Here is a 21,188-nt window from a genome sequence, read left to right on the forward strand (position 1 = left end):
CGGGAGTTGGGGAGGGGTGGGCGGGAGAGGGGAACGTCAGCGGCCGAGCCGTTCGAGGGTGGCGATCACGTCGTCGAGCCAGGCGATCGTCATCCGTTCGTACGCGATGCCGCCGCGCAGCACGACGTGCTGGAGCTCCTGCCCGGTGTCGAGGGTTTCGGGGGTCTCGGGCCCGGTGAAGTCGCGGCGCTCCCCCGCGAGATAGCGCGCGAGCCGGTCGGCGTGCGCCTGGCGGTGCCGCTTCACCTCGTCGGTCAGCGCGGCCGGGTCGTCGAAGGCCGCGCCGCGGATCTTCACGGCGAGCTCGTGCCGGACGCTCTCGGGCTCGATCGGCTCGTGCAGCCACGCGGAGAGCGCGGTCCGGCCGGGGGCGGCGACGGAGTACTCCCGCTTGTCCGGCCGGTCCTGCTGTGCCACCTCGCGCGCGTCGATCCAGCCGTCGTGCTCCATGCGCTTGAGGACGCGGTAGATCTGCTGGTGCGTGGCGGCCCAGAAGTAGCCGATGGACCGGTCGAAGCGCCGGGCCAGCTCATAGCCGGAGCCCGGCTGCTCCAGCAGGGAGACGAGAATCGCGTGCTCGAGCGCCATGCCCAGATCCTGCTATGCAACTCGTTGCATAGACAAGCGCCGCCGTGGAGGTGAGACGCGGCTCACCCGGAGCGATCAGTCCTGTCGGCCGGGGTCCGCGAGGGTCTTGAGCCAGTCCTCGACGGTGAGGACGTCCGCCCACTGCGGGAACAGTCTCTCGACGAGGAAGCGGTGCACGTCGGGCTCGAGATCGAGGCAGCCGTCCGCAAGGACGGTGAGCCCGAAGTCCAGATCGTTGGCCTGGGCCAGCGTGTACAGCACGACGGCGCTGGTGGCGATGCCGGCGAGAACGAGGCTGTCGATGCCGCGCGTCCTGAGCACCAGGTCGAGGTCGCTGCCCGAGAAGGCACTCGCCCGCCGCTTGGTGACCACGATGTCGCCCGGCTGCGGTGCGATGTCCGGGTGGATGCCGGTGCCGGGGGCGCCCTCGGTGAACAGCCCGGCCCGCACGGCGGCGGTGACCGCCTTGTTGTGCGTGCTGACTTCCGGGTTACCCGGGCGCAGGCTGATGACGACGTAGATCACGGGGATGCCGGCCGCACGGGCACCGTCGATCGCCTTGGCGATGCGTGGCAGATATCCGGAGCCGTCGTCGGCCATGTCCACGATGTCCCGTTGGACATCCATCACGAGGAGGGCGCTGTTCGTCACGGCCGACCGTCCTTTCCGCACCGGGGAACCAGGGGCGTCCGACGCCAAGACAAGCTGGGGTCCAACGCGACGACAAGCTTAGGGAGGCGTGATCCTTCCTCACGGCCGGGGTGCCGCGACCGTGCCCGCCTCCGGCACCGCAGGATCGGGCGCGGGCCCGCCCTCGCTGAGCCCGAAGCGCCCGTGCACCTTCCGCAGGAAGCCGGGCGCGTACCAGGCAGAGCGGCCGAGCAGGCGCATCGCAGCCGGGACGAGGATGCCGCGTACGGCGATGGCGTCGATGAGGATGGCGAGGCCGCTGCCCAGGCCGAACAGCTGCATGAAGCTGATCTCGGCCGTCCCGAAGGCGAAGAAGCTCACGGCGATCAGGGCGGCCGCCGCGCTGACGATGCGTCCGGTGTGTCCGAGGCCGTTGACCACGGCGGACTCGTTGTCCTCGCCCAGCTCGTGGAGTTCCTTGATCCGGCTGGTGACGAACACCTCGTAGTCCATCGAGAGGCCGAAGGCGACGCAGAACATCAGCACGGTCATCGACGTCTCCATCGGCTGCGCGGTGAAGCCGAGCACGCCGGAGAGATGGCCGTCCTGGAAGATCCAGGTCATGACGCCGACGGTCGCGCCGAGGCTGATCACGTTGAGGACCAGCGCGCGCAGCGGCTGCACGACGCTGCCGGTGAATAGGAAGAGCAGCAGGAAGGTGGTGACGACGACCAGGCCGATGGCGAGCGGGAGCCTGCTGCCGATGGAGTCGTTGGAGTCGACCAGTTCGGCGTCGGATCCGCCCACCAGCGGGTGTGTCCCGGAGGGCGGGGCGGCCTTCCTGACCTCCTCGACCAGGTTCTTGGCCGCGTCCGACTTCGGCGTCAGGGTGCTTACGACGTTGAGCTGCTGCGCGTTGGGGCGGCCGAGCGCCGCGTTGCCGGGGCCTGTCGCCTTGGACTGCCCGTCGGCGTAGACCCCCGTGCCGGTCTCGACGCGGGCGACGCCCTCGAGCCCGGACAGTTCGGCCGCGTACGACTCCAGCGCGGCCTTGTCCACGGGCGCGTCGACGACGACGTGCAGGGCCGCGGCGTCGTTGCCGTTGAAGTTCTCCCGCAGTGACGCCGCGACCTGGCGGCTCTTGGCGTCCTCGGGCAGCACGCGTTCGTCCGGCGTGCCGAAGGTGATGCCGAGGAGCGGGCTCGCCGCCACCAGCAGAACCGCGAGCACGGGCAGCGCGGTGAGCGCGGGCCGCCGCATGACGGTGCGGGCAAGGCGTCCCCATACGGAGGCCCCGGACCCGGGGCGCCCCGGCTTCGCCCACGGCATCCGCCCCTTGTTGACCCGGTGCCCCAGCACGTTGAGCAGGGCCGGCATCACGAACAGGGTGCCGAGGGCCGCGATGACGACGACACCGACGCCGGAATAGCCGAACGAGCGGAGGAAGTACTGCGGGAACACCATGAGCGCCGCGAGCGCGGCCGCCACCGTGGCGGCGGAGAACGCGACCGTACGGCCCGCGGTGCTCATCGTCTTCCGTACGGCGTCCTCCACGCTCGCCCCCGACGCGAGCTGCTCCCGGAACCGGCTGATCATCAACAGGGCATAGTCGACGCCGAGGCCGAGCCCGAGGGCGGTGGTCAGGTTGATCGCGAAGATGGAGACGTCGGTGACACTGCCGACGAGATACAGCTCCGCGAACACACCCACGATGGCGATGAGCGCGATGGCCAGCGGCAGCAGCGCGGAGACCACGGTGCCGAAGACGACCAGGAGCAGCAGGAGGATCAGCGGCACGGCGATGGTCTCGGCCAGGACGAGATCTTCCTCGGTCTGTGGCCCCATCTCGTAGCTCACGCCGGCGCTGCCTCCGGCCTTGACGGTGAGCGTGTCCTCGTACGTCCCGGCGTAGTCGTCGATGACGACCTTGGCGTTCTCCTGCTGCTCCGTGTCCTGGCCCTTCACATGGGCGAGCACGACGGCCTCGCGGCCGTCCTTGGAGCGGAGGTCGGGGCTGTTCGTGTCCCAGTACGAGACCACGTTGCCCAGGTCCTGCTCCTTCTTGAGCTCGGACACCAGGGCCTGGCCGCTGCGCTTGGCGTCCGGGGCGTCGATGCGGCCGTCGGCGGCACGGACAAGGAGGACCAGGTTCGTCTCTCCGCCGAACTTCTCGTCGATGACGTCCCTGGCCCGGGAGGACTGGGAGGCCGGGTCGTCGAAACCGCCCCCCAGCAACTTCCCGAACGCACCGGCGCCCAGGGCGCCCATGAGAACCACGGCAACGGCAGCGACGACGAGTACCAGCCGGGACCGGCGTATCGCCAGCTCGGCTATGCGTTCAAACACGCACTCTCTCCTTTGCGTTCCTGCGGTCGCTCTCTTCGTCGCCGCAGGACGACGTTATGGAGACGGAGGAAGATTTGGCAGTGTTAGATTTTCTTCACAGTCCGCAGATTCCTGGTACGCCGTGAGGGCAGCCGTCGTACGGTCACGGCATGAGCGCAACCGACGAACTCGCACCGGCCCGGCCCTCCTTGCGCCAGCGGCGTCGGGCCGCGGCCACCCGAGAGATCCTGGACGCCGCCGAGTCGCAGATCGCCGAACACGGCCCCGCGGCCCTGTCCCTGCGAGCGGTCGCCCGGGACCTCGGCATGACCGTGCAGGCGCTCTACCACTACTTCCCGAGCCGGGACGCCCTGGTCACGGCGCTCGTCACCAAGGCGTACGACGACTTGGCCGACGCCGTGCGCACCGCCGTCGACACCAACGCGGAGGGCACCGCCGCGGACGACACCGCCGCGGACGACTCGGCCACCGAGGACTCGGCCACGCCGGGCCTGGTGGTCGCGGCCGAGGGCTACCGGCGATGGGCCATCGCCCATCCCGAGCGGTTCCAGCTGCTCTATGGCACGCCCCTGCGGTACTACGCGGCGCCCGTCGACGGCCCGACGACCCAGGCGGTGCGCCGGATGAGCGCGATCTTCCAGCGCGAGTTGTTCACCGGATTCACGACCGAGCAGCTGGCCGCGGCCGACACCCCCGCGCTCTCGCCGTCGTTGCACGCGTTTCTGGAAGCCCTGCCGTCGGACGGTCTGGGCGATCTGCCGCCGCCCGCGACCTCACTCCTGCTGAGCGCGTGGGGGCACATGCACGGCCAGGTCGTCCTGGAGGTGTTCGGGCACACCGCGTTCCTCGGTGACCATCAGGCCGAGGTCTTCCGCCTGTCGATGCTGAACCTGCTCAGGAACGTCCACAGCCGGATACCTGCTGCCGGACCGGCCGCTCCGCCGGAAACCGGTTCGCCATCGGACGGCTGAAGCCCCACGATGGGGCGTCCGAACAGATCGGCACAGGGGGTGGACGGTGTCAGGTGCGCATGGATTCGCGTACGAGGAACGCAGCGACGGATCCGTGGTGGTGTGGCATCACGGACGGCAGGCGGCGCAGCTGCGCGAGGGCCGGGCCAAGCGGTTCCTGCAGGAAGTGGCGTCCGGCGACGCCCAGTTGGTGATGGCCCGGTGGACGGGCAACTACCGGCGGGGCAACGAACGGTCGGCGCGGGAGCATCCGCGGAACGCGGGAGGGGGAGGGCGGCGGTAGGTCGCGGCGGCGCGGAACGCCGGGCAGCACACCGGGATGCGGAACGCTGGGCTCCACATCACTATGCGGCACGCCTGGCAGCACACCGGCAAGCCGCCGCGTCTCAGGTGCGGGTCGGCGGCGAAGCCCCCGCCCGGGCCTCACTCGAGCGCCTTCACCCGAGCCCCTCACCCGAGCGCCGTTCCCGCCACAGCCGCCCCACCCGCCACCAGGCACCCCACCGCCCACCGCATCCAGCGGTACTTGATCGTCAGGATGGTGCCAAGGGCGCAGGACTGTTCCAGGAGCCAGCGTCCGGGATCCCGCCCCGCGGCCAGCACCGCTGCCGCCACGTCGTCCGTCCCGGCCCCGCGGTGAAGCGCGGCCACCGACGGGCCGGGCTCGGCGGCGGCCGCCCGGCGCCCGCCGGCCCCGCCGTCCCGGATGTTCCCGATGTTCCCGCCGTCCGACCTCGTACGCGGTCTCGTACGCGGTCTCGTACGCGGCAGCACCACCATGGCCAGCATCACGATCCCCGCCAGCCACAGCACGGCACCGGTCACGCCCACCGGGCCGGAGCCGAGGCGTTCGTGGGCGGCCGAGGCGGCCAGCGCGGGCAGGGCCACGCTGCCCGACAGCAGGATCGACGCCTTGGTGTCGGCCCGCGTGATCTCCTCCCGTACCGCCGTGAGCAGCCGCTCCGACACGAACCGGCAGCCCGGCTCGGACAGGGGCGACACCGCGGTGCCGGGCACGGCGGTCCTGCGGTGCGGTGGATCTCCCGTGACCGTCATCCGTCGCCCGCCTCGGAGGGGCCGGTGGCGTCGGTGGTGTCCAGGAGCCCGCCCTCGATCAGCCGGGACATCAACTCCATGCCGTCCTGGCGCTCTTCCCGCTGCTCCTTGCGGAACATCTCCCGGATCTCGGCCAGATCCTTGGGGTTGCGCGCCATCATCTGCGCCATCAGGGCGTGGTTGCCGCTCCTCAAGGCCCGTTGGAAGTCGTCGGCCCAGTGGCTGATGAGTTCTCGCTTGTTGTCGTCCCTGAGCTGGCGCAGCTCGTGGTTGAGGCGCTCCAGGTCCGTCTGGTGCAGCACCCGGCCCAGGCTCGTGCCATGGTCCTGGATCAGCTTGTCCCAGGAGATCGTCACGAAGACGTCGAGTTCCAGGCCGAACTGGCTGCCGAGGCGCTGGTCCTTCAGTGCCGCGTGCACCGCGTCGCGGACCTCCTCCGCGCGGTTGATGGAGTAGCCGCGTGACACGTCGCGCAGCCGCTGCTCCAGTTCCGGGACGAGCAGCGCGGCGACATCGGTGACCTGGCTCCGCGCGACCAGGCAGGGGTCGCCCACCTGCCAGCGCACGCGTACGTCGGTGGGGAAGGACCTGCCGTTCTCCGCGGCGGGGAGTTCCATCCTGAACGACACGGTGTGCCAGCCGAGTTGGAGCTCGAACGCGGTGTAGGGGCGGGCGAGCCAGCGCAGCAGGAACCCCTCCTCGCCCTCGGGGCCCACTGCTTTGGGCGGTCGGCTGCGGTAGTGGAGCACCGCCGCGACCTGGGCGCTGCGGTGCCGGTACGGCCAGTCCGGGCGGTATTCGCGCAGGAAGGGACCGGCCAGTTCCTGCGCGGCCACCGGACGTTCGCCCGGAGTCTTCGCTGTGCTCGCGGCGGGCGTCCAGGCCGCCCGCGCGGGCGGATTCCCGGTACGGGGCGACGTGGTGGGCTGTGCCGCGGGGGCGGGCGGGAGGGCGCGCGGCGGGTTTTGGGTGTTCATCTCGCTCCGTCCGTCTGCTGGGTCCGGTGGGCCGGTGTCTCCGGCCGGACGACTACGGTCCGATGTCCGGCGATCGCGTCGTGCAGCCTCTGTGCGGAGGCGGGCGCCAGGGATTCGTCGGGGTCGCGTTCCAGGCGGCGCACCAGGTTCCGCAGCCGGTCGGCGTCGCCCGCACCGCTCACGAGGTGGGGAAGGAAGTCGCACAGGACGTCCAGGAGTTCCGGGTCGTGCTCTCCCCTGCGGATCCAGTCGCCGAGCGAGTCCTGCACGTCCTCCCGCCACCTGCCGGTGTCCAGGCCGCACCACACGAGGTCCGCCAGCATCCCGGTGTACCGGGGAGTGCCCGCGAGGAGGGCGGCGGCGACGGGCCAGTTCATATGGTCCTTGAGGGCGGGCGTCTCCTCCAGGCTCCACAGGTGCGTGGGGCGCTGCCGGATCAGCCGGTTCACGGTGAGCAGCGCCAGGTCGCGGGGCCGGGTGCGCCGGTCGCCCATCCAGGCGCCCACCCGCCGCAGCGCGGTCTCCGGCTCGGCCCCGGCGATCAGCCGTGCCGCGCTGAAGGAGGCGTACACCAACAGGTCCCAGTCCTCCTCCCGCCACTCCTCCCGCCCTTTCCGCTCCTTCCGGCCTGCCATGCGGCCCAGTTCGTCGAGGGAGGCGGACACGGACCGCTCCACGGTGCCGAAGCCGTGCACGAAGGCCGCCGTGCCGATCTGCGCGTCGTCGCCGTGGCGTGCCCAGTCCCGGACCGTGTCCCGCACGATCGGGCGCACCGGCTCGCTGAGCGCCGCCGCCTGGGCGAGCACGGTCGCGGCGGCCAGGCGCTGCTGGCACAGCGGGCCCCGCGCGTTGTGGTGGTCCTCCCAGACGCGGGTGAGGACGGCCCGGGCGAGCGCGCTGCCCTGTAAGCGCACCTTGCGGGTCTCGAGGCGCCGGCTGTCGAACGTGACGTCGCCGGTGAACAGTTCGGCCCGCGCGGCCGCGAGCCGGGCTGGGCGGTGGTCGCTGAACAGCAGCCGCCCCGGCTCCCGTCCGGGGTCCGTGGACTGCGCGAATTCCCAGGCCAGTTGCTCCGCGGCCTCGACGGCCACGCTGTAGGGCGAGCCGTTGTAGACGGCGACCGCCGTGCGGAAGGCCGCCTGCCGCAGCGCGGCCGCGCGCGTCCCGGTTGCGCGGCGCGGCCCGGCCGGTGGTGGCGAACCATCTGCCGGCCTGCGCGTGGGCGAAGGTGCGCAGTTCGGCGAGGAGTTCGTCCTCGGAGTTCTCCTCCTCGAGGTGTCCGACGAGGAGGCGGGCCAACGACTCCACTTCGTGGGGCCGCAGCGGGTCGAGCCCCATCGCCCGGGTCACGTCCGGCCGTCGCGCCAGCGCCAGCGCCTGATCCAGCCGGTCGCGTTCGGTGTGGCCCAGGAGCGCCACGAGGTGCTTGCGCAAGGTGCCGTCGGCCGAGGGCATGCTGAAGAGCTGCCCATAGCGGCCGCGCAGGAGTTCGTCGGCGAAGCCGCCGACGCCGACCACGAGGATCGCGTACGCGCCGCGTCGGTCGAGGAGCGTGCCGAGCCGGTCCAGGTGCAGCTCGGCGGGGCGCTCGGCGGCCCACCTCCGGTCCCACTCCTCGCGGTCCTCCCGGTCCTCCCGGTCCTCCCGGTCCCGCGCGCCGTGCCTCGGGCGCGGCCCCCTGGTGAGCATCTCCTCGCCGGTGATCTTCACCAGGTAGCCGTGGCCCTCCTCCAGGTCCGACTCGTCGATCCGGTCCAGTTCGGTACGCGGGTCCATGCGCTCGACCTGTCCGTGCGTGACCTCGTCGAGCAGGGAAAGCGCCGCGTAGCCGCGCCCGGTGCCCGGGGCGCCGCACAGCGCGATCAGCCGCTGCCGCTTCAGGAGGTCGCGCAGTTCCGCGTAGCCGGGCGGCTCCTCGAAGACCAGCCGCAGCCGCTTGAGTTCGTCGCGGGGCACGCTGCCGGACACCAGGCGGGGCACGCCCGCGCGGGCTCCGTGGTAGTGGTGGTGGTCGCCCAGGTTCACATCGCCCCGGGTGCCGTCGAGGATCGCGTTGCGCCCGTGTACGTCGATGAAGTTGGCGCGCGCCTGTTGCGCCGCGTCGTGTCCGCCGGCCGCCGACTGGCCGTCGAGCGGGCCGGTGTGTGAGGTGTCGTGCCTGTGGCCGTCGTCGGACGCCGCGCCCGGGCCGGTGCCCGCGCCGCCCCCGCGGCCCGGTCCGCCGCCGCTCCCCGCCTTGCCGCCTCCTCCGCCGCCGCCCTGCGGGCCCTTGGCCCCGCCGCCCGGGGCCTTGCCCCCGCTGTCGTCGCTCACCGCGGCCCCGCTCCTTCCGCGCTGTCGTCGTCGGGCGTGCCGCGGACGCCGACGATGTCGCCGTGCACTTCCGCGCCGTCCACAATCTGGTTGATGCCGTTGACGTTGACGGAGTACTTCGTCGTCCACTGACCGCGGGCTTCCCCGCGGGCCTCTCCGTCCGGGTGCTCCGGCTCGCCCACCCCCGTAGGGCGTGCCGGAGGTCCGGGCGGTGCCGGGGGCGGCGGCTGGGTGCGGCGGGGCACGTGGAACGACGCGACCTCGTCGGTCTCCTTGGCCCGTACCGGCATTGCCCTATAGTGCTCCGGCTCCACGAATCTGCCGCCCTCGACGACCACCGAGCGGTAGAGGACGTCGGAGACCACGAAGACCACGTCGATGCCGTCGTCCGCCGCGAGGATCGCCTTCGCCGGTTCGCTGTCGCACAGCCGGCAGGCCAGGTCGACCGCCCGGCCCACCAGGCCCCTGCCGTCGTGGCTGACGGGGCCGCCGTGCATGGCGATCCGCAACCGCAGCCGCTCGCTCAGTCCCGCGTTGTACGCGCGCACTCCCTGGTAGACCTCTTCGAGCCACAGCCCCACCAGGGCCGACGGCGGCACTTCCGGAGCCAGCGCGGCAAGGCGCCGTCGCCCCGGTCCTCCAGGTGCACCTGGTCGCCGCCCGCCGCCACCGCGTCGAAGGCCGACTCGAAGACCTCGTACATTCCGCGGCGCGACCGGAGCTTGGCCTGGTGCCCGAGGCGCCCCGACCCCTTGACGTCCGCGCTCACCACCAGCCGGTGGACGGCCTCGTGACTGCTCACTCCAACCCCCTGAACGACGTTGCGGCACACCCAGGATGGCCGCGCGCGGCCTCAGCGTATGTAGCCGTTTACACAACCGGCCGCGCGGGCGCGGGCCCGTCTCCCGCGAGGAGGCGCAGCGGCTCCGCGTCGGTGACGACGAGGCGTTTGGTGGCGGTGCGCACGATGCCCTGCTCGCGCAGCAGTCGCAGGGCCTTGGCGACGGCCTCGCGGGTCGATCCGACGGAGGCGGCGAGGTCGTGCTGGGGCAGCGGCCGCTCGATGGTGACGCTGCCGTCGGGGTGCGGGCGGCCGGTGCGGTCGGCCAGTTCCACGAGTCGTGCCGCAAGGCGCTGCAGTACGTTCTCCGACGCCAGCGAGCGGCGTTCGCCGTCGGAGCTGCGCAGTCGGGAGCTGAGCTGCCTGAGCACCATCGCGCCGGCCGCGGGACTGGAGCCGAGGAACCCGCGGAACCGGTCACCGGGGATCACCACGGTGTGCACGGGCCCGAGCGCGGTCACCGTGGCGCTGCGCGGCCGCCGGTCCACGGCCGCGAGTTCGCCGACCAGCTCTCCGGCGCCGCGCAGGGCGAGGATGAGGCGCTGGCCGCGCTCGGTGTCCACGGAGACCACCGCCCAGCCGCGGAGGATCGCGACGACGTACGAGGTGGTGGCGCGTTCGGGCAGGAGCACGTCGCCGCCGTCGTAGTCACGCGGGACGCCCAGCGCAAGGAGGGCCGCAGTCGCCGATCCGCCCTCGCCCCTGGGGGGGCGCGTCCAGTCCTCGCCCCGGGCGGCGCGACGAAGTCCGCTGCGGTACGAAGCGCGCCCTGAAGGGGCGCGGGGAACTGCGCGCCCAGCCCCCACCGGGCCCGCAGAATTAACCACGCACATCCAGCGAAGCGCCTAGCGCAGAGTGCTGCCGAACAGCGCCGAAGCGTACGGCGCCGCGAGATCCTTCGGGCCGAAGGCCACGGAGCCCGTGGCGGTCAGGCCACGGGAGCTGCCGCGCAGGGACCACAGCGCACCCGCGTCGGCGTTCTCGTGGACCGAGGAGACGCCGAGGTCGCGGCGACCGTCGCCGGTGACGTCGAGCAGCGCCGCGGCGGCCCCGAACGCGTCGCCCTTCTCGGCGACTCCGGGCACGCCCGCCGTGTTCTGGTGGAAGACCTGCGCGCCGGTGCCGGTCACGCCGGAGGCGCTGCCGCGGACGAGGGTGACGGAGCCCGCGTCGGTGACGTTCTTGACGTCCTCGCCGGGGGCGCCGACCGCGACGTCAGCGAAACCGTCTCGGTCCACGTCGCCCACGGCCACGGAGGCGCCGAAGCTGTCGCCGTCCTCCTCGGCGCCGGGCACGCCGGGCAGGTCCTGGTTGAACTTCTGGACGTCGCCCTCGCCCAGCTTCAGGCCGTCCTTCGAGCCGTAGGAGACCATGACCTTGGACTCGTAGTCGCTGTCGCCGACGACGAGGTCGTCGTAGTGGTCGCCGTTGACGTCGCCGACGGCCAGGGAGCCGTCGGCGCCCGGGGCGTCGCCGCGCTTGAAGCCGGTGGGCGAGCCGTACAGGACCCTGTTGCCCCACTCGCCGTCGCCGTAGTAGTCGTTCATGGCGATGTCGGCGCGGCCGTCGCCGTTGATGTCGCCGACGGCCTGCGGCACGACCGGGCCCTTCACGGAGCGCGGGCCGTCGATGCAACTGTCGGCGCGGCCCGGCAACGGCGAGCAGTCGAGGTCGGGGCGGTCGTCGCTGCTATAGCTCCACCACTGTGACTTCTCCATGAAGTCGAGGGTGGCGGCCGGCTTGCCGGTGCGGGAGATGGGGCCCTTCCACAGGCGTGCCTGCTGGTCGACGGGGTCGTCGCCGTGGGAGCGCACCTTGGCGAACAGGGCGAGGTCGGTGGTGCCGTCGCCGTCGAAGTCCCCGGCCTGCGGCGCGAAGCCGAAGGTGGAGATCTTGGTGCCGCCGGTGAGGCCGTCCTTGGAGCCCCACAGGATCACCGAGCCGCCGGGCTCGACCACACCGTCGGAGCCGATGACGAGGTCGGTGTAGCCGTCCTTGTCCAGATCGCCCTTGGTGAACCAGCGGCCGAACTCCTGCTTGGTGGTGGCCGCGCCGGGCACGCCGCTCGTGGAACGGCTGATGAGCTTCTTCTTGGCGGGGTCGAGGCCGTTCTTGGATCCGTACGTCACCGCCACGTACCCGGCCTTCTTCTTGCCGGAGATCGTGCCGCCGGGGGCGCCGGTGACCAGGTCGGCGTAGCCGTCGCCGTTGAAGTCGTCGGTCGCCTTCGCGGCGGCCTTCTTCGCGGCTGGGGTGGCGGCCTCGGCCTGGCCGTGTCCGAGGGACCAGGCGGTGAACCCGCCCGTCAGCAGGAACGTGGCGATCAGAGGTGCGGTGAGACGGACTCGACGACTTGCGCGCGACATAGGGGTTCCGTGGTTCCTTCGCTCGGAGGGGGGCGGCGGGTGAATGTCCCAGCGGGCGAACGCCCCACAGGACGCCCCGCAGGACGTCCCAAGGGAGGTCCCACAGGACGTCCCACAGGAATTCACCACCGTTTCACGTCACTTGACCCCCAGCGATGCCCAAAGGTTGTACGGCGAACCCAGATTGCGCCACCGCCGTTCCTCTCCCGATTCCTCCTCTCCCCTACGCTGTTCCGCCAGGCGTGTTCGTCCTGTCCTGCCGTGCCCCGCCCCGTTTCCCTCGAACTCCGTCGACCTGCATCGACTTCCCTCGACTCAAGGAGACCAGGCATGACATCTCGGCCGATCGTGCTCGACCCCAGCGGTGTCCGGCGCCATGCCGAGGACCGGCAGTTGCGCGCCCACGGATCGGCGGTGCTGGTGGACATACTCGGTGTGACCGCGTGGGCCGTCACCGATCCCGTCGTGCTCAAGCAGTTGCTCGGCAGTCCCGACGTGTCCAAGGACGCCAGAGCGCACTGGCCCGAGTACGACAAGGTCGTGCCGGTCTGGCCGCTCGCGCTGTGGGTCGCGGTGGAGAACATGTTCACCGCGTACGGCGCCGAGCACCGGCGGCTGCGGCGCATGGTCGCCCCGGCCTTCAGCGCCCGCCGGGTGAACGCCATGACGCCGGTCGTCGAAGACATCGTCACCGGCTTCATGGACGATCTGGCGACCGTGCCCGACGGCGCGGTAGTCGATCTGCGCGAACGCCTGGCCTACCCGCTGCCGATCGCGGTCATCGGCCACCTCATGGGCGTCCCCGCACCCCGGCGGGCCGGCTTCCGCGCCCTGGTCGACGGCGTCTTCGACACCACCCTCACCGGCGAGGAGGCCAACGCGAACACGGCCAGGCTCCATGAGGCGCTGGCCGAGCTCATCGCGGAGAAGCGGGCGGAGCCCGGCGACGACATGACCTCGCTGCTGATCGCCGCCCGCGACGAGGAGGGCGACGGCAGCCGCCTGTCCGCCACCGAACTCCGCGACACCCTGCTGCTGATGCTCGGCGCGGGCTACGAGACCACGGTCAACGTCATCGACCAGGCCGTCACCGCCCTGCTCACCCAGCCCGGCCAGCTCGACCACCTCCGCGCGGGTCGCGCCGACTGGACCGACCTCGTTGAAGAAACGCTTCGGCACGAACCGGCGGTCGCGCATCTCCCCCTGCGCTATGCCCTCACCGACCTCACGCTGCCTGGCGGCATCACCATCGCGGCCGGGGAAGCGATCCTCGCCTCCTACGCCGCCGCCAACCGCCACCCCGACTGGCACGGCCCGACCGCGGACACCTTCGACGTCACCCGCACGCTCAAGGACCACCTGGCCTTCGGCCACGGCGCGCATTTCTGCCTGGGCTCCGCCCTGGCCCGCCTCGAAGTCGCCACGGCCGTCCGCGCCCTCTTCACCCGCTTCCCCGCACTCGAACTCGCCGTCCCCGCCGACGAGCTCCGGCCACTGGCGTCCTTCATCTCCAACGGCCACGTCGAACTGCCGGTGCGCCTGCGCCCGGTGCCGTCCTGAGAACACGGGACGGCACCGGGCGCAGGAAGGCACCGGGCCCGCCGCCGGTACGGCGGCAGCGTCACAGCAGTGGCCGGGCCTCCCCCACCCGCACCGGCTCCCCCGCCGTCACCCCCTGCAGGACATGCGCCAACACCTCCGCGCCCCGGACGACCCGCGGCCCCGGCCGGTTGAAGTACGCCGGGCCGTCCAGGACCCAGACGCGCCCCGCGCGGACGGCGGGCAGGTCCGCCCACTCGGGCAGCGCCTCCAGGAGGTCCCGCTCGCGCAGCGTGCGGTCGGGGGTGAAACCGCACGGGAGCAGCAGGACGACGTCGGGGCGGGCGTCCCTCACGGCCTGCCAGTCCATCGGCTCGGTGTGCTCGCCCGGGGCCGCGAGGAGCGGTTCGCCGCCGGCGCAGGTGATCTGCTCGGGGACCCAGTGGCCCGCGGGCCACAGCGGGTCGAGCCATTCGATGGCGACGGTGCGCGGCCGCGGCCGCGCTTCCGTCAGACGTCGTACGGCGGCGAGCCGCTGCCGCAGCGTCTCCCGCCGTTCCCGCGCGAGCGGGCCGACGCCCAACAGGTCGCCCACGCGCACCAGGCAGTCCAGTACGTCGTCCAGGCGTCGCGGCTCCAGGCTGAGCACCCGCGGCCCGTCGCCGTCCAGCACACGCACGGCCTGCGTCACGCTGTCGTACGACACCGCGCACACCTCGCACAGGTCCTGGGTGAGCAGCACGTCGGGGGCGAGGCGGGACAGCGCCGGGATGTCGAGGGTGTAGAGCGAGGACCCCTTGTGCGTGCCGCCGCCGACGGCCGCGGAGATCTCCCGGCTGCTGAGCGCGTCCGAGGTGAAGCCGGCCGAGGTGACCACGGGTACGGCGGCCACCTCGGCCCGCGGCCAGTCGCACTCGTGGGTGCGGCCCACCAGGTCCGCCGTCAGGCCGAGTTCGGCCACGATGTCGGTGGCCGCGGGGAGCAGGGAGACGATGCGCATGCCTCGACCGTACGTTCCGCCGGCTCCGCGCCCCACTCCGTCCAGCGCGCGATCTACGTCGTGCGCCGCAGCTCCGCCCGGAGGTGGTGCTGCAGCGGCCGGCCGACGGCCGCGAGGTCGTGGACGTACGTGAGGGTGTCGTCGGCCAGGGTGTAGCGGCGGCGGGTGGCGTCGACCTCCTTGGCCGTGGGGGTGCGGGCCACCTCGTGGGTGGAGAGGTCGGCGGTGTCGCCGTCCGCGTGGCCCACCAGGATCTCCGCGATGCCCGTCGGCTGGGTGATCAGTGCCTCCACCCGGCCGTCGGGCTGCAGCCGCCACCACCCGCTCTCCCGTGCCGACGGCCGCAGCGGCGCGTCGTCGGCCCCGATCAGCCAGGCCCGCGCCTCGTAGCGCAGGAAGGGGCGGCCGTCGTGGCTGAAGGTGACCTCCTGCGCGTACGTGAAGTCCTCGGCCAGCGTCGGGTATTCACCGTGCCCCCGGCCCCGCCAGGTACCCAGGAGCCCGAGCACGGGCGTGAGCAGGGCGTGCGGAACGGGTGCCTCATCGGCTCGTCGGCCGTCGGGGTACGGGTTCTCGGGTACGGCGTCGAACACGGGGTGCGCTCCTGAGGTCGGGGGCGGGGCGGATGCCGGAGGGAAGCCTAGGCCCGACCCGCGCTGTGTACGCGCCTGCCACCCAACCGCTTACCCGTGCTCCGCCCGCCCGGCGCCCACCCTGCCGCTGTCGGCCAGGAAGTCACGTATCGAGGTGATGAAGGCGCCGCGTTCCTCGTAGAAGCCGGTGCGCGGACGCAGCCAGTGGTCCTCGGCGGACAGGAGGTTCCAGGACACCGGGGTGCGGGCGACGGCGAGGAGGCGGTGGAGGTCGTCCTCGGTGAGCGCGTCGCTGTCCGTGGGCGCCGCGTTCCGCGTCAGGACGCCGCTCTCCCGGATCAGGTACTCCAGGAAGTCCAGGTCGTCCGGCCGGTCGTCCTCGTCGCGGTCTCCCCAGCCTTCGAGCATCTCGTACGCCAGCCAGGCGCAGATGTGGGCGTCGTCCTCGCAGTGCTCCGCGTTCCCGGGGCACCACCGTCTCATCAGGGCGAGCAGCGCGGAGCGGACCACGGCCCGCCGGACGGCGTAGCGCTCCATGCGCGAGCAGCGCTCGCGCACCGCCTCCGCGTGCTGGACGACCCCGTCGGGGCCCAGCACCCGCAGCCCCGAGCACGCCTCCGTCAGCGCCTCGCTCCTGGCGCGCAGCGCCTCCGCGCGGGACTGCGGTTCCACCTCCCCGAGCCGCCACACCACGTCGGCGAACGCGTCCGACGCGCGCAGGAACGCCGTCCACGCCTCGCACCGCTGCGCCTCGAGCCGCAACTCCCGTTCCACGGCCGCCTGCGAGCGCACCGACTCCAGCGCGACGGCGCGGCCGAACGTGGTCTGCCAGCGCGCCACCATGACCGCGGCGAGTGCCGCCACCCCTGAGAACACCGCACCCAGCGCCGTGAAGGCGGTATGCACATCCTGTACGCCCACCCGGGCAGGATGCCGCCCGGCGGGACCCCCCGCCCGGCATATGGCAACAACAACCCGCACCTTGTCGCTGTCACGGCAGGAACGGCACCACCAGTGTCCACACTTGATCGAAGCCCGGCCCCGCGGGGGCAGGAGTGCCGCGGCCACCGTCGGCGCCGACTTCGCCGAGGCGGGGCCAGGGCCGGGCGCCGTCCCGTCGCGAGGGTGACGTAGCGTATCGGCATGTCCACGCCGCCGCCGTCGCCCCCGGGCGGGTTCGGCGCTGCCCCGGCGCAGCACCGGCAAGATCCTCGGCATCGTCGGCGCTGTCGTGGGCGCCGGTGTCCTCGTCATCGCCGGGCTCGCCGTGCTCGGCGCCGGCACGGACAGCGGGTTTCCGGAGGCGAAGTACCGGATGACCGTGCCGGAGAAGCTGGTCGACGGGGCGTACAAGCTGACCCAGGACCTCTCCGACACCACCGGCAAGGAAGTCGTCGAGGAGAACAAGAGCCGGGCCAATGTCCGTGACCCCAAGGCGGTCGTGGCCCAGTACGCGGGGATGGGCGAGGACGCGTCGAGCGCGCTGGTCGTGTCCGGCATGTACGGGCGCTTCAAGGACCCCGCCGAGGCGCGGGCCGACCTGATGGACGGCGCCGCCGAAGGCCAGGGCGCCTCCGTCGCCGTCCCCGCGCGGGACATCGCCCCGGCGGGTTCGGACCTCACCCTGCGCTGCCAGGTCCTGACGTCCAGTCAGGGCGGCACCACGAGCAACGTCCCGCTGTGCGCCTGGGCCGACGACAACACCGGCGCGGCCGTGGCCGTGGTCACTGCCGAGACCGCGACGCAGGACCCGAAGGACGTCGACCTGGAGCAGGTGGCGCGGACGACGGTCAAGGTGCGCGAGGAGATGCGCGAGCCCATCGGGTGACGTCGCGTACGCCGCCCGGCGGACGGCCCACGACCGGCCGCGCAACCTCTTCGCAACGTCGCGGGGTCTTCACTGGACGGCGCAGGCACGACTCGCGTACGGACGGGAGATTCGACGACTCATGGCCGACACGCCACGCGTGGAGCTGACGCCCGCCGCCGCCGAGCTGCTGCGGCACCTGGGGCAGGCCCACGGTCCGCTGATGTTCCATCAGTCCGGCGGCTGCTGCGACGGCAGCGCGCCGATGTGCTACCCCGACGGGGAGTTCCGCACGGGTGACTCCGACGTGCTGCTCGCGTCGCTGGACGTGGAGGGGGTGGCAGAGCCAGTACGGTTCTGGATGTCCAAGAGCCAGTACGAGGTGTGGAGCCACACCCGGCTCATCGTCGACGTGGTGGAGGGCCGCGGCAGTGGCTTCTCCCTGGAGGCACCCGAAGGGGTGCGTTTCCTCATCCGTTCCCGGCTCGTCGGGACCTAGGGCGTGTCCGATGGGTCCCGTCGGCGTCGCGGCGCCTGGCACGCGCGTCTGCCGCGTTGTCGTCGGTTGCCGACGCTCCGCGTCGACGCCCTCCTCCGCCTTGCAGCCACACGCACCAGACACCGCTCGGCCCCACAAACACGCACCCGGAACACAGCCGACCGGACCCATCGGACACGCCCTAGCCACCGCCGTCTGGTCAACTCCTCGTGGTCTTGGGACAGTTGGACTGCCCGGCGCCGACCCCGAGGGGGACCTGTGACGCGACGTACGCAGCGCGACGGACGGTGCGGTGGACGGCTCAGAGCCGGGAGCCGACGCGGCGCGGGCCGAAGAGCCGCGCTGGCCGTCCTGACCGTACTGACCACGCTGGCCGGTGCCGCCCTCACGGGAGCGGCACCGGCCAGCGGCACGTCGGGCGCCCCCGGTCCGGGCACCCGCATCGCCCCCGGCGTGACGTACCGGGACTACGACGTCCCGGCCGCCAACGGCACCGCCCACGCGCACGTCCTGAGCGTGAACCTGCGCGACCCGCGCGTCCGCGTCGGGCTGCTCCACCCGGGCGCGGTCGGCGCCCGGCAGACCGTGTCCGCGATGGCCGACCAGGCCGGCGCGGTCGCGGGAATCAACGGCGACTTCTTCAACATCACGGAGACCCAGCACCCGGGCGTCGAGGCGACCGGCGCGCCCGTCGGCCCCGCCGTCGCCGCGGGCCGCACCCTCAAGGCCGCCGTTCCCAACGGCCAGCGCTTCGGGCCCGCCCTGCCGCCCGGCACGACCACCGAGGACGTCCTGGGTGTGGGCATCGACCGCAGGGCCCGCCTCGACCGCATGACCCTGGACGGCCAGGTACGCACCCGCGAGGGCCGGCTGCCGCTGCGCGGCCTCAACCAGTACGCGCTCGCCGAGGGATCGATCGGCGCGTTCACCAGCACCTGGGGCACCACGTCACGGGTCCGCGCCACCTGCGGCACCGACACCGACCGCGGCGCGCCGTGCAGCACCGACACCTACGAGGTGACGGTCCGTCACGGCCGGGTCGTCGACCGGGTCGACACGCCGGGCCGCGGCACCATCGCGGAGGGCACCACCGTCCTCGTCGGCCGCGAGGCGGGCGCGCAGGCGCTGCGCAAGCTGTCGGACGGCGATCCGGTGCGCGTCCGGCACCGGCTGGTCGCGTCCTCGTCCGGCACCCCGTACCTCTTCGCGCTCGGCGGCTATCCGGTGCTGCGCGGCGGCGCGCCGCTGCCCGGCCTCGACGACCGGGTCGCCGCGGTGCGCACCGCCGCGGGCGTCTCCGCCGACGGCCGGCGCCTGTTCCTCCTCGCCCTGGACGGCGCCCCCGAGTACCGCACCGGCCTGACGATCGCCGAGGTCGCCGCCGCCCTGCGCGCGCTCGGCGCCGACGACGGCTTCAGCCTCGACGGCGGCGGCTCCAGCACGCTGGCCGCGCGGGAGCCGGGCACGTCCGCGGTCTCGGTGCGCAACCACCCGAGCGGCGGCGCGGAACGCCCGGTTCCCAACGGCATCGCGGTGTTCTCGCGTACGTAGCGCCAGGCGGAAGGAACCGACCGTACGTCAGGGACGGATGCCGCTGACGATGTCCGCCGTCGCCGTCATGCCGTTCTGAATGGTGGGCGCCACGCTCGTGCTCGCGAGGTAGAAGCCGAGCAGGCCGCACACCACGGCGTGCGACACCTTCATGCCGCCGTTGCGCAGAAGGACCACTGCCACGATCAGGAGCAGCAGCCCCACGGAAATCGAAACGGCCATCACGGACCTCCTCCGCCACGCCGGACTCACGGCTTTCGGCGGCAAGTGTGACGTAGCGGAGGGTTTGTCCGAGTGCGAAGCATGTCCGCCGGACGAGTGGTTCTCCGGGGGACTCGGGGGGAAGCGGGGGTACGGGCCGTTACCTTCCGCGGGCGTCGAGGAACGCCTGGAGCCCCGCGAGGTCGTCGGTGTTGAGGTGGTCGACGCCGGCGGCGAGCAGCTCGCCCCAGACCGCGTCGCGGTCCGGCCCGGGCAGGTCGGGCGTGGCCCAGAAGCGCACGCGCTGCCCGCGCTTGTGCGCGGCGGAGACGATGCCGCGCAGCTTCTCGCGCTCGGCGGGCGGGATCGGGCCGGTGCCCCGCCAGCTGAAGTTCAGCGACCAGTTGTCGCTGATGAGCGGGATGAAGGAGGCGGGGGCCGCGGTGCCGAGGTCGGCGAGGCGGCCGTCGTAGAAGGCGCGGCGCACCCGCTGGGCCTCCATCGGCGTGCGGGCTGCGCGGTCGCCGGAGATCACGGCGGTCACGGCGGAGCGGTGGACCTTGCCGTGGGCGTACGTCGTGAACAGGTGCCGGTAGCGGCGCAGATGCAGGTCCAGTTCGCGGTACGTCGAGGCGCCCTCGGTCTTGATGTCGATCAGGAGCTGGAACTGCCCGCGCCAACGCCGGTACACCGAGCCGTGGTTCGCGCGGACGCGGGCCGCGAGCGGGTCGAGGTAGAGCGATTCGAGGGTGCGGGCCGGGTCGAGGTCCTCCGGGTCGTGGGCGACCAGGAGCTTGCCGTCGACGAGGAAGATGTCGGCCTCGACGCTGGTGAAGCGGTGGTCGAGGGCGTCGAGGAGGGGGCGGGGGTGTTCGTAGTCGTTGTGCGCGTGGGCCTGGGCGAGGGGGCGGAGGCGCGGGTGGCGGGCCGCGCCGCGGGGCCGGCCGGCGGCCAGGGGCTGCCCGGCCGGGGACGGGTCGGCGGCGTGCGCGAGGCCGGGCGCGGCGACGGCGGTCGCGAAGGCCGCGCCGAGGGTGCTCAGGGCTCTGCGACGGGTGAACGGGGCCATGGGGTACCTCCCAGGAGGGCTGAAGGGGACGGGGTGTGCCGAGGGGGACGGGGGCGACGACGGCCGGAGCCTCAGTGAGTATGAGGCTCCGGTTGCGCCACGAAACCCCTCTGTCCTGGGAGTTGGGACTATCGACGCCGCGAGTTCACCGCGTGCGCGGCCCCGGGCGAGCGGCGGGCGACGGGCGACGGGCGACGGGCGACGGGCTCGGCGATCTTGCCCGGGGGCCGGGCGGAGATCAGGATGGGGATTCCGCACGGCCGAGGCGAAAGGGCGGCGACATGACCGACCAGTGGGTGAAGCTCGAACTCGACGTGGCCTCGTTCGACGCGGGCGCCTTCGAGGGATACGTGACGCGGTGCCGGTCCGCCGGCATCCGTCTGACCACGCTCGCCGACCTCGGGGACACACCGGAGCACCGCCGCGCGCTGTACGAGCTGAACAAGGAGTGTTCCGCCGACATCCCCGAGCGCGGGGAGTTCTTCACGTACGAGGAGTTCGTCGAGCGGCGTTTCGACGTCGCCTCGTACGACCCGCGGGGCGTCGTGATCGCCCTGGACGGCGACACCTGGGTCGGCCTCGCGGCGACGTCGCGGCGCGACGGCTTCCTGTTCAACGAGATGACCGGGGTGCGGGCGACCCATCGGGGGCGCGGCATCTCGATCGCCATGAAGGCCTATGGGATGCGCTTCGTCAGGGAGTGCGGGGCGACGCTGGTCCGTACGTTCCACCACCCCGCCAACGCGAGCGCCATCTCCATGAACCGGCGGCTGGGGTACGTGGACGCGCGGGACTGACCCGAGCGCGCGTCCGACGCCCCTCCCCGGCTCAGCGGTCCGCC

The 21,188-nt window shown here is 72.6% G+C and carries 23 protein-coding genes; 8 read left to right on the forward strand and 15 right to left on the reverse strand.

Translation table 11 applies throughout. The features are described 5' to 3' along the window. Positions 1-36 precede the first annotated feature (36 nt). The 3 genes from AC0KTA_RS02670 to AC0KTA_RS02680 all read right to left on the reverse strand — a co-directional run bounded on the left by AC0KTA_RS02670 (position 37) and on the right by AC0KTA_RS02680 (position 3,564). Positions 37-588 carry a PadR family transcriptional regulator gene (locus tag AC0KTA_RS02670; RefSeq protein ID WP_481053442.1) on the reverse strand — a complete coding sequence of 184 codons (552 nt, stop codon included), beginning with the start codon at positions 586-588 and terminating at the stop codon, positions 37-39. 75 nt (positions 589-663) lie between these two features. After that, positions 664-1,239, reverse strand: a complete 576-nt coding sequence (locus AC0KTA_RS02675) for a cysteine hydrolase family protein (protein ID WP_481053443.1) — start codon at positions 1,237-1,239, stop codon at positions 664-666. Positions 1,240-1,338: 99 nt separating this feature from the next. Continuing rightward, positions 1,339-3,564 (reverse strand): MMPL family transporter, encoded by a 2,226-nt coding sequence (locus tag AC0KTA_RS02680; RefSeq protein ID WP_481053444.1) that lies wholly within the window; start codon positions 3,562-3,564, stop codon positions 1,339-1,341. A gap of 149 nt (positions 3,565-3,713) precedes the next feature. Here AC0KTA_RS02680 and AC0KTA_RS02685 point away from each other — a divergent pair, with 149 nt between their 5' ends. Next, the gene (locus AC0KTA_RS02685; RefSeq protein WP_481053445.1) at positions 3,714-4,535 is read left to right on the forward strand and encodes a TetR/AcrR family transcriptional regulator; all 822 of its coding nucleotides are present in this window, start codon (positions 3,714-3,716) and stop codon (positions 4,533-4,535) included. Between the two features lie 46 nt (positions 4,536-4,581). After that, on the forward strand, positions 4,582-4,818 hold the full coding sequence (locus AC0KTA_RS02690) for a hypothetical protein (protein WP_481053446.1): 237 nt from the start codon (positions 4,582-4,584) through the stop codon (positions 4,816-4,818). Positions 4,819-4,985: 167 nt separating this feature from the next. Here the strand turns inward: AC0KTA_RS02690 and AC0KTA_RS02695 are convergent, their stop codons facing one another. From AC0KTA_RS02695 to AC0KTA_RS02705, 3 genes are read right to left on the reverse strand one after another with little or no spacing between them, the layout of a single operon-like run. Beyond that, positions 4,986-5,591: a Pycsar system effector family protein gene (locus AC0KTA_RS02695; RefSeq protein ID WP_481053447.1), complete on the reverse strand. Its 606-nt coding sequence runs from the start codon at positions 5,589-5,591 to the stop codon at positions 4,986-4,988. Continuing rightward, a complete protein-coding gene (locus tag AC0KTA_RS02700) occupies positions 5,588-6,568 on the reverse strand; it encodes a hypothetical protein (protein WP_481053448.1) in 981 nt (326 codons plus the stop codon). The genes AC0KTA_RS02695 and AC0KTA_RS02700 overlap by 4 nt, the downstream gene beginning before the upstream one ends. Then, positions 6,565-7,659, reverse strand: a complete 1,095-nt coding sequence (locus tag AC0KTA_RS02705; protein WP_481053449.1) for a hypothetical protein — start codon at positions 7,657-7,659, stop codon at positions 6,565-6,567. Before AC0KTA_RS02705 ends, AC0KTA_RS02700 begins: the two co-directional genes overlap by 4 nt. Before the next feature lie 34 nt (positions 7,660-7,693). On the opposite strand from AC0KTA_RS02705, the gene AC0KTA_RS02710 reads away from it, so the two are divergent. Further along, the gene (locus AC0KTA_RS02710; RefSeq protein WP_481053450.1) at positions 7,694-8,716 is read left to right on the forward strand and encodes a hypothetical protein; all 1,023 of its coding nucleotides are present in this window, start codon (positions 7,694-7,696) and stop codon (positions 8,714-8,716) included. Positions 8,717-8,877: 161 nt separating this feature from the next. On the opposite strand, the gene AC0KTA_RS02715 is transcribed toward AC0KTA_RS02710, so the two are convergent. From AC0KTA_RS02715 to AC0KTA_RS02730, 4 genes are all read right to left on the reverse strand, one after another. Next, the gene (locus AC0KTA_RS02715) at positions 8,878-9,480 is read right to left on the reverse strand and encodes a hypothetical protein (RefSeq protein WP_481053451.1); all 603 of its coding nucleotides are present in this window, start codon (positions 9,478-9,480) and stop codon (positions 8,878-8,880) included. Further along, positions 9,405-9,683 (reverse strand): hypothetical protein, encoded by a 279-nt coding sequence (locus tag AC0KTA_RS02720; RefSeq protein ID WP_481053452.1) that lies wholly within the window; start codon positions 9,681-9,683, stop codon positions 9,405-9,407. The genes AC0KTA_RS02715 and AC0KTA_RS02720 overlap by 76 nt, the downstream gene beginning before the upstream one ends. Positions 9,684-9,751: 68 nt before the next feature. Then, complete coding sequence (locus tag AC0KTA_RS02725; RefSeq protein ID WP_481056289.1) at positions 9,752-10,387, reverse strand: Crp/Fnr family transcriptional regulator; 636 nt, start codon at positions 10,385-10,387, stop codon at positions 9,752-9,754. 180 nt (positions 10,388-10,567) lie between these two features. After that, positions 10,568-12,088: an FG-GAP-like repeat-containing protein gene (locus AC0KTA_RS02730; protein ID WP_481053453.1), complete on the reverse strand. Its 1,521-nt coding sequence runs from the start codon at positions 12,086-12,088 to the stop codon at positions 10,568-10,570. A 330-nt stretch (positions 12,089-12,418) separates the two neighbouring features. Here AC0KTA_RS02730 and AC0KTA_RS02735 point away from each other — a divergent pair, with 330 nt between their 5' ends. After that, complete coding sequence (locus AC0KTA_RS02735; protein ID WP_481053454.1) at positions 12,419-13,648, forward strand: cytochrome P450 family protein; 1,230 nt, start codon at positions 12,419-12,421, stop codon at positions 13,646-13,648. A 61-nt stretch (positions 13,649-13,709) separates the two neighbouring features. On the opposite strand, the gene AC0KTA_RS02740 is transcribed toward AC0KTA_RS02735, so the two are convergent. The 3 genes from AC0KTA_RS02740 to AC0KTA_RS02750 form a co-directional block, all read right to left on the reverse strand. After that, entirely contained in the window at positions 13,710-14,627 is a 918-nt protein-coding gene (locus tag AC0KTA_RS02740; RefSeq protein ID WP_481053455.1) for a cobalamin-binding protein, read from the reverse strand. Between the two features lie 53 nt (positions 14,628-14,680). Next, positions 14,681-15,220 (reverse strand): heme-binding beta-barrel domain-containing protein, encoded by a 540-nt coding sequence (locus AC0KTA_RS02745; protein ID WP_481053456.1) that lies wholly within the window; start codon positions 15,218-15,220, stop codon positions 14,681-14,683. Positions 15,221-15,310: 90 nt separating this feature from the next. Further along, positions 15,311-16,141: a hypothetical protein gene (locus AC0KTA_RS02750; RefSeq protein ID WP_481053457.1), complete on the reverse strand. Its 831-nt coding sequence runs from the start codon at positions 16,139-16,141 to the stop codon at positions 15,311-15,313. A 310-nt stretch (positions 16,142-16,451) separates the two neighbouring features. Between AC0KTA_RS02750 and AC0KTA_RS02755 the strand changes: the two genes are divergently transcribed. The 3 genes from AC0KTA_RS02755 (at position 16,452) to AC0KTA_RS02765 (ending at position 19,077) form a co-directional block, all read left to right on the forward strand. Further along, positions 16,452-17,048, forward strand: a complete 597-nt coding sequence (locus AC0KTA_RS02755; protein ID WP_481053458.1) for a hypothetical protein — start codon at positions 16,452-16,454, stop codon at positions 17,046-17,048. Positions 17,049-17,169: 121 nt separating this feature from the next. Continuing rightward, positions 17,170-17,526, forward strand: a complete 357-nt coding sequence (locus tag AC0KTA_RS02760) for a DUF779 domain-containing protein (RefSeq protein WP_481053459.1) — start codon at positions 17,170-17,172, stop codon at positions 17,524-17,526. A 258-nt stretch (positions 17,527-17,784) separates the two neighbouring features. Beyond that, positions 17,785-19,077: a phosphodiester glycosidase family protein gene (locus tag AC0KTA_RS02765; protein ID WP_481053460.1), complete on the forward strand. Its 1,293-nt coding sequence runs from the start codon at positions 17,785-17,787 to the stop codon at positions 19,075-19,077. A gap of 27 nt (positions 19,078-19,104) precedes the next feature. Here AC0KTA_RS02765 and AC0KTA_RS02770 read toward each other — a convergent pair whose 3' ends face one another. Together AC0KTA_RS02770 and AC0KTA_RS02775 are read right to left on the reverse strand one after the other, a co-directional pair. Further along, a complete protein-coding gene (locus AC0KTA_RS02770; protein ID WP_481053461.1) occupies positions 19,105-19,299 on the reverse strand; it encodes a hypothetical protein in 195 nt (64 codons plus the stop codon). Between the two features lie 139 nt (positions 19,300-19,438). Beyond that, positions 19,439-20,347, reverse strand: coding sequence for a phosphatidylinositol-specific phospholipase C/glycerophosphodiester phosphodiesterase family protein (locus AC0KTA_RS02775; protein ID WP_481053462.1), 909 nt, complete (start codon positions 20,345-20,347; stop codon positions 19,439-19,441). A 281-nt stretch (positions 20,348-20,628) separates the two neighbouring features. On the opposite strand from AC0KTA_RS02775, the gene AC0KTA_RS02780 reads away from it, so the two are divergent. Continuing rightward, a complete protein-coding gene (locus tag AC0KTA_RS02780; protein WP_481053463.1) occupies positions 20,629-21,144 on the forward strand; it encodes a GNAT family N-acetyltransferase in 516 nt (171 codons plus the stop codon). The last annotated feature ends 44 nt before the right edge of the window (positions 21,145-21,188 follow it).

Source organism: Streptomyces sp. Y309 (assembly GCF_056712025.1).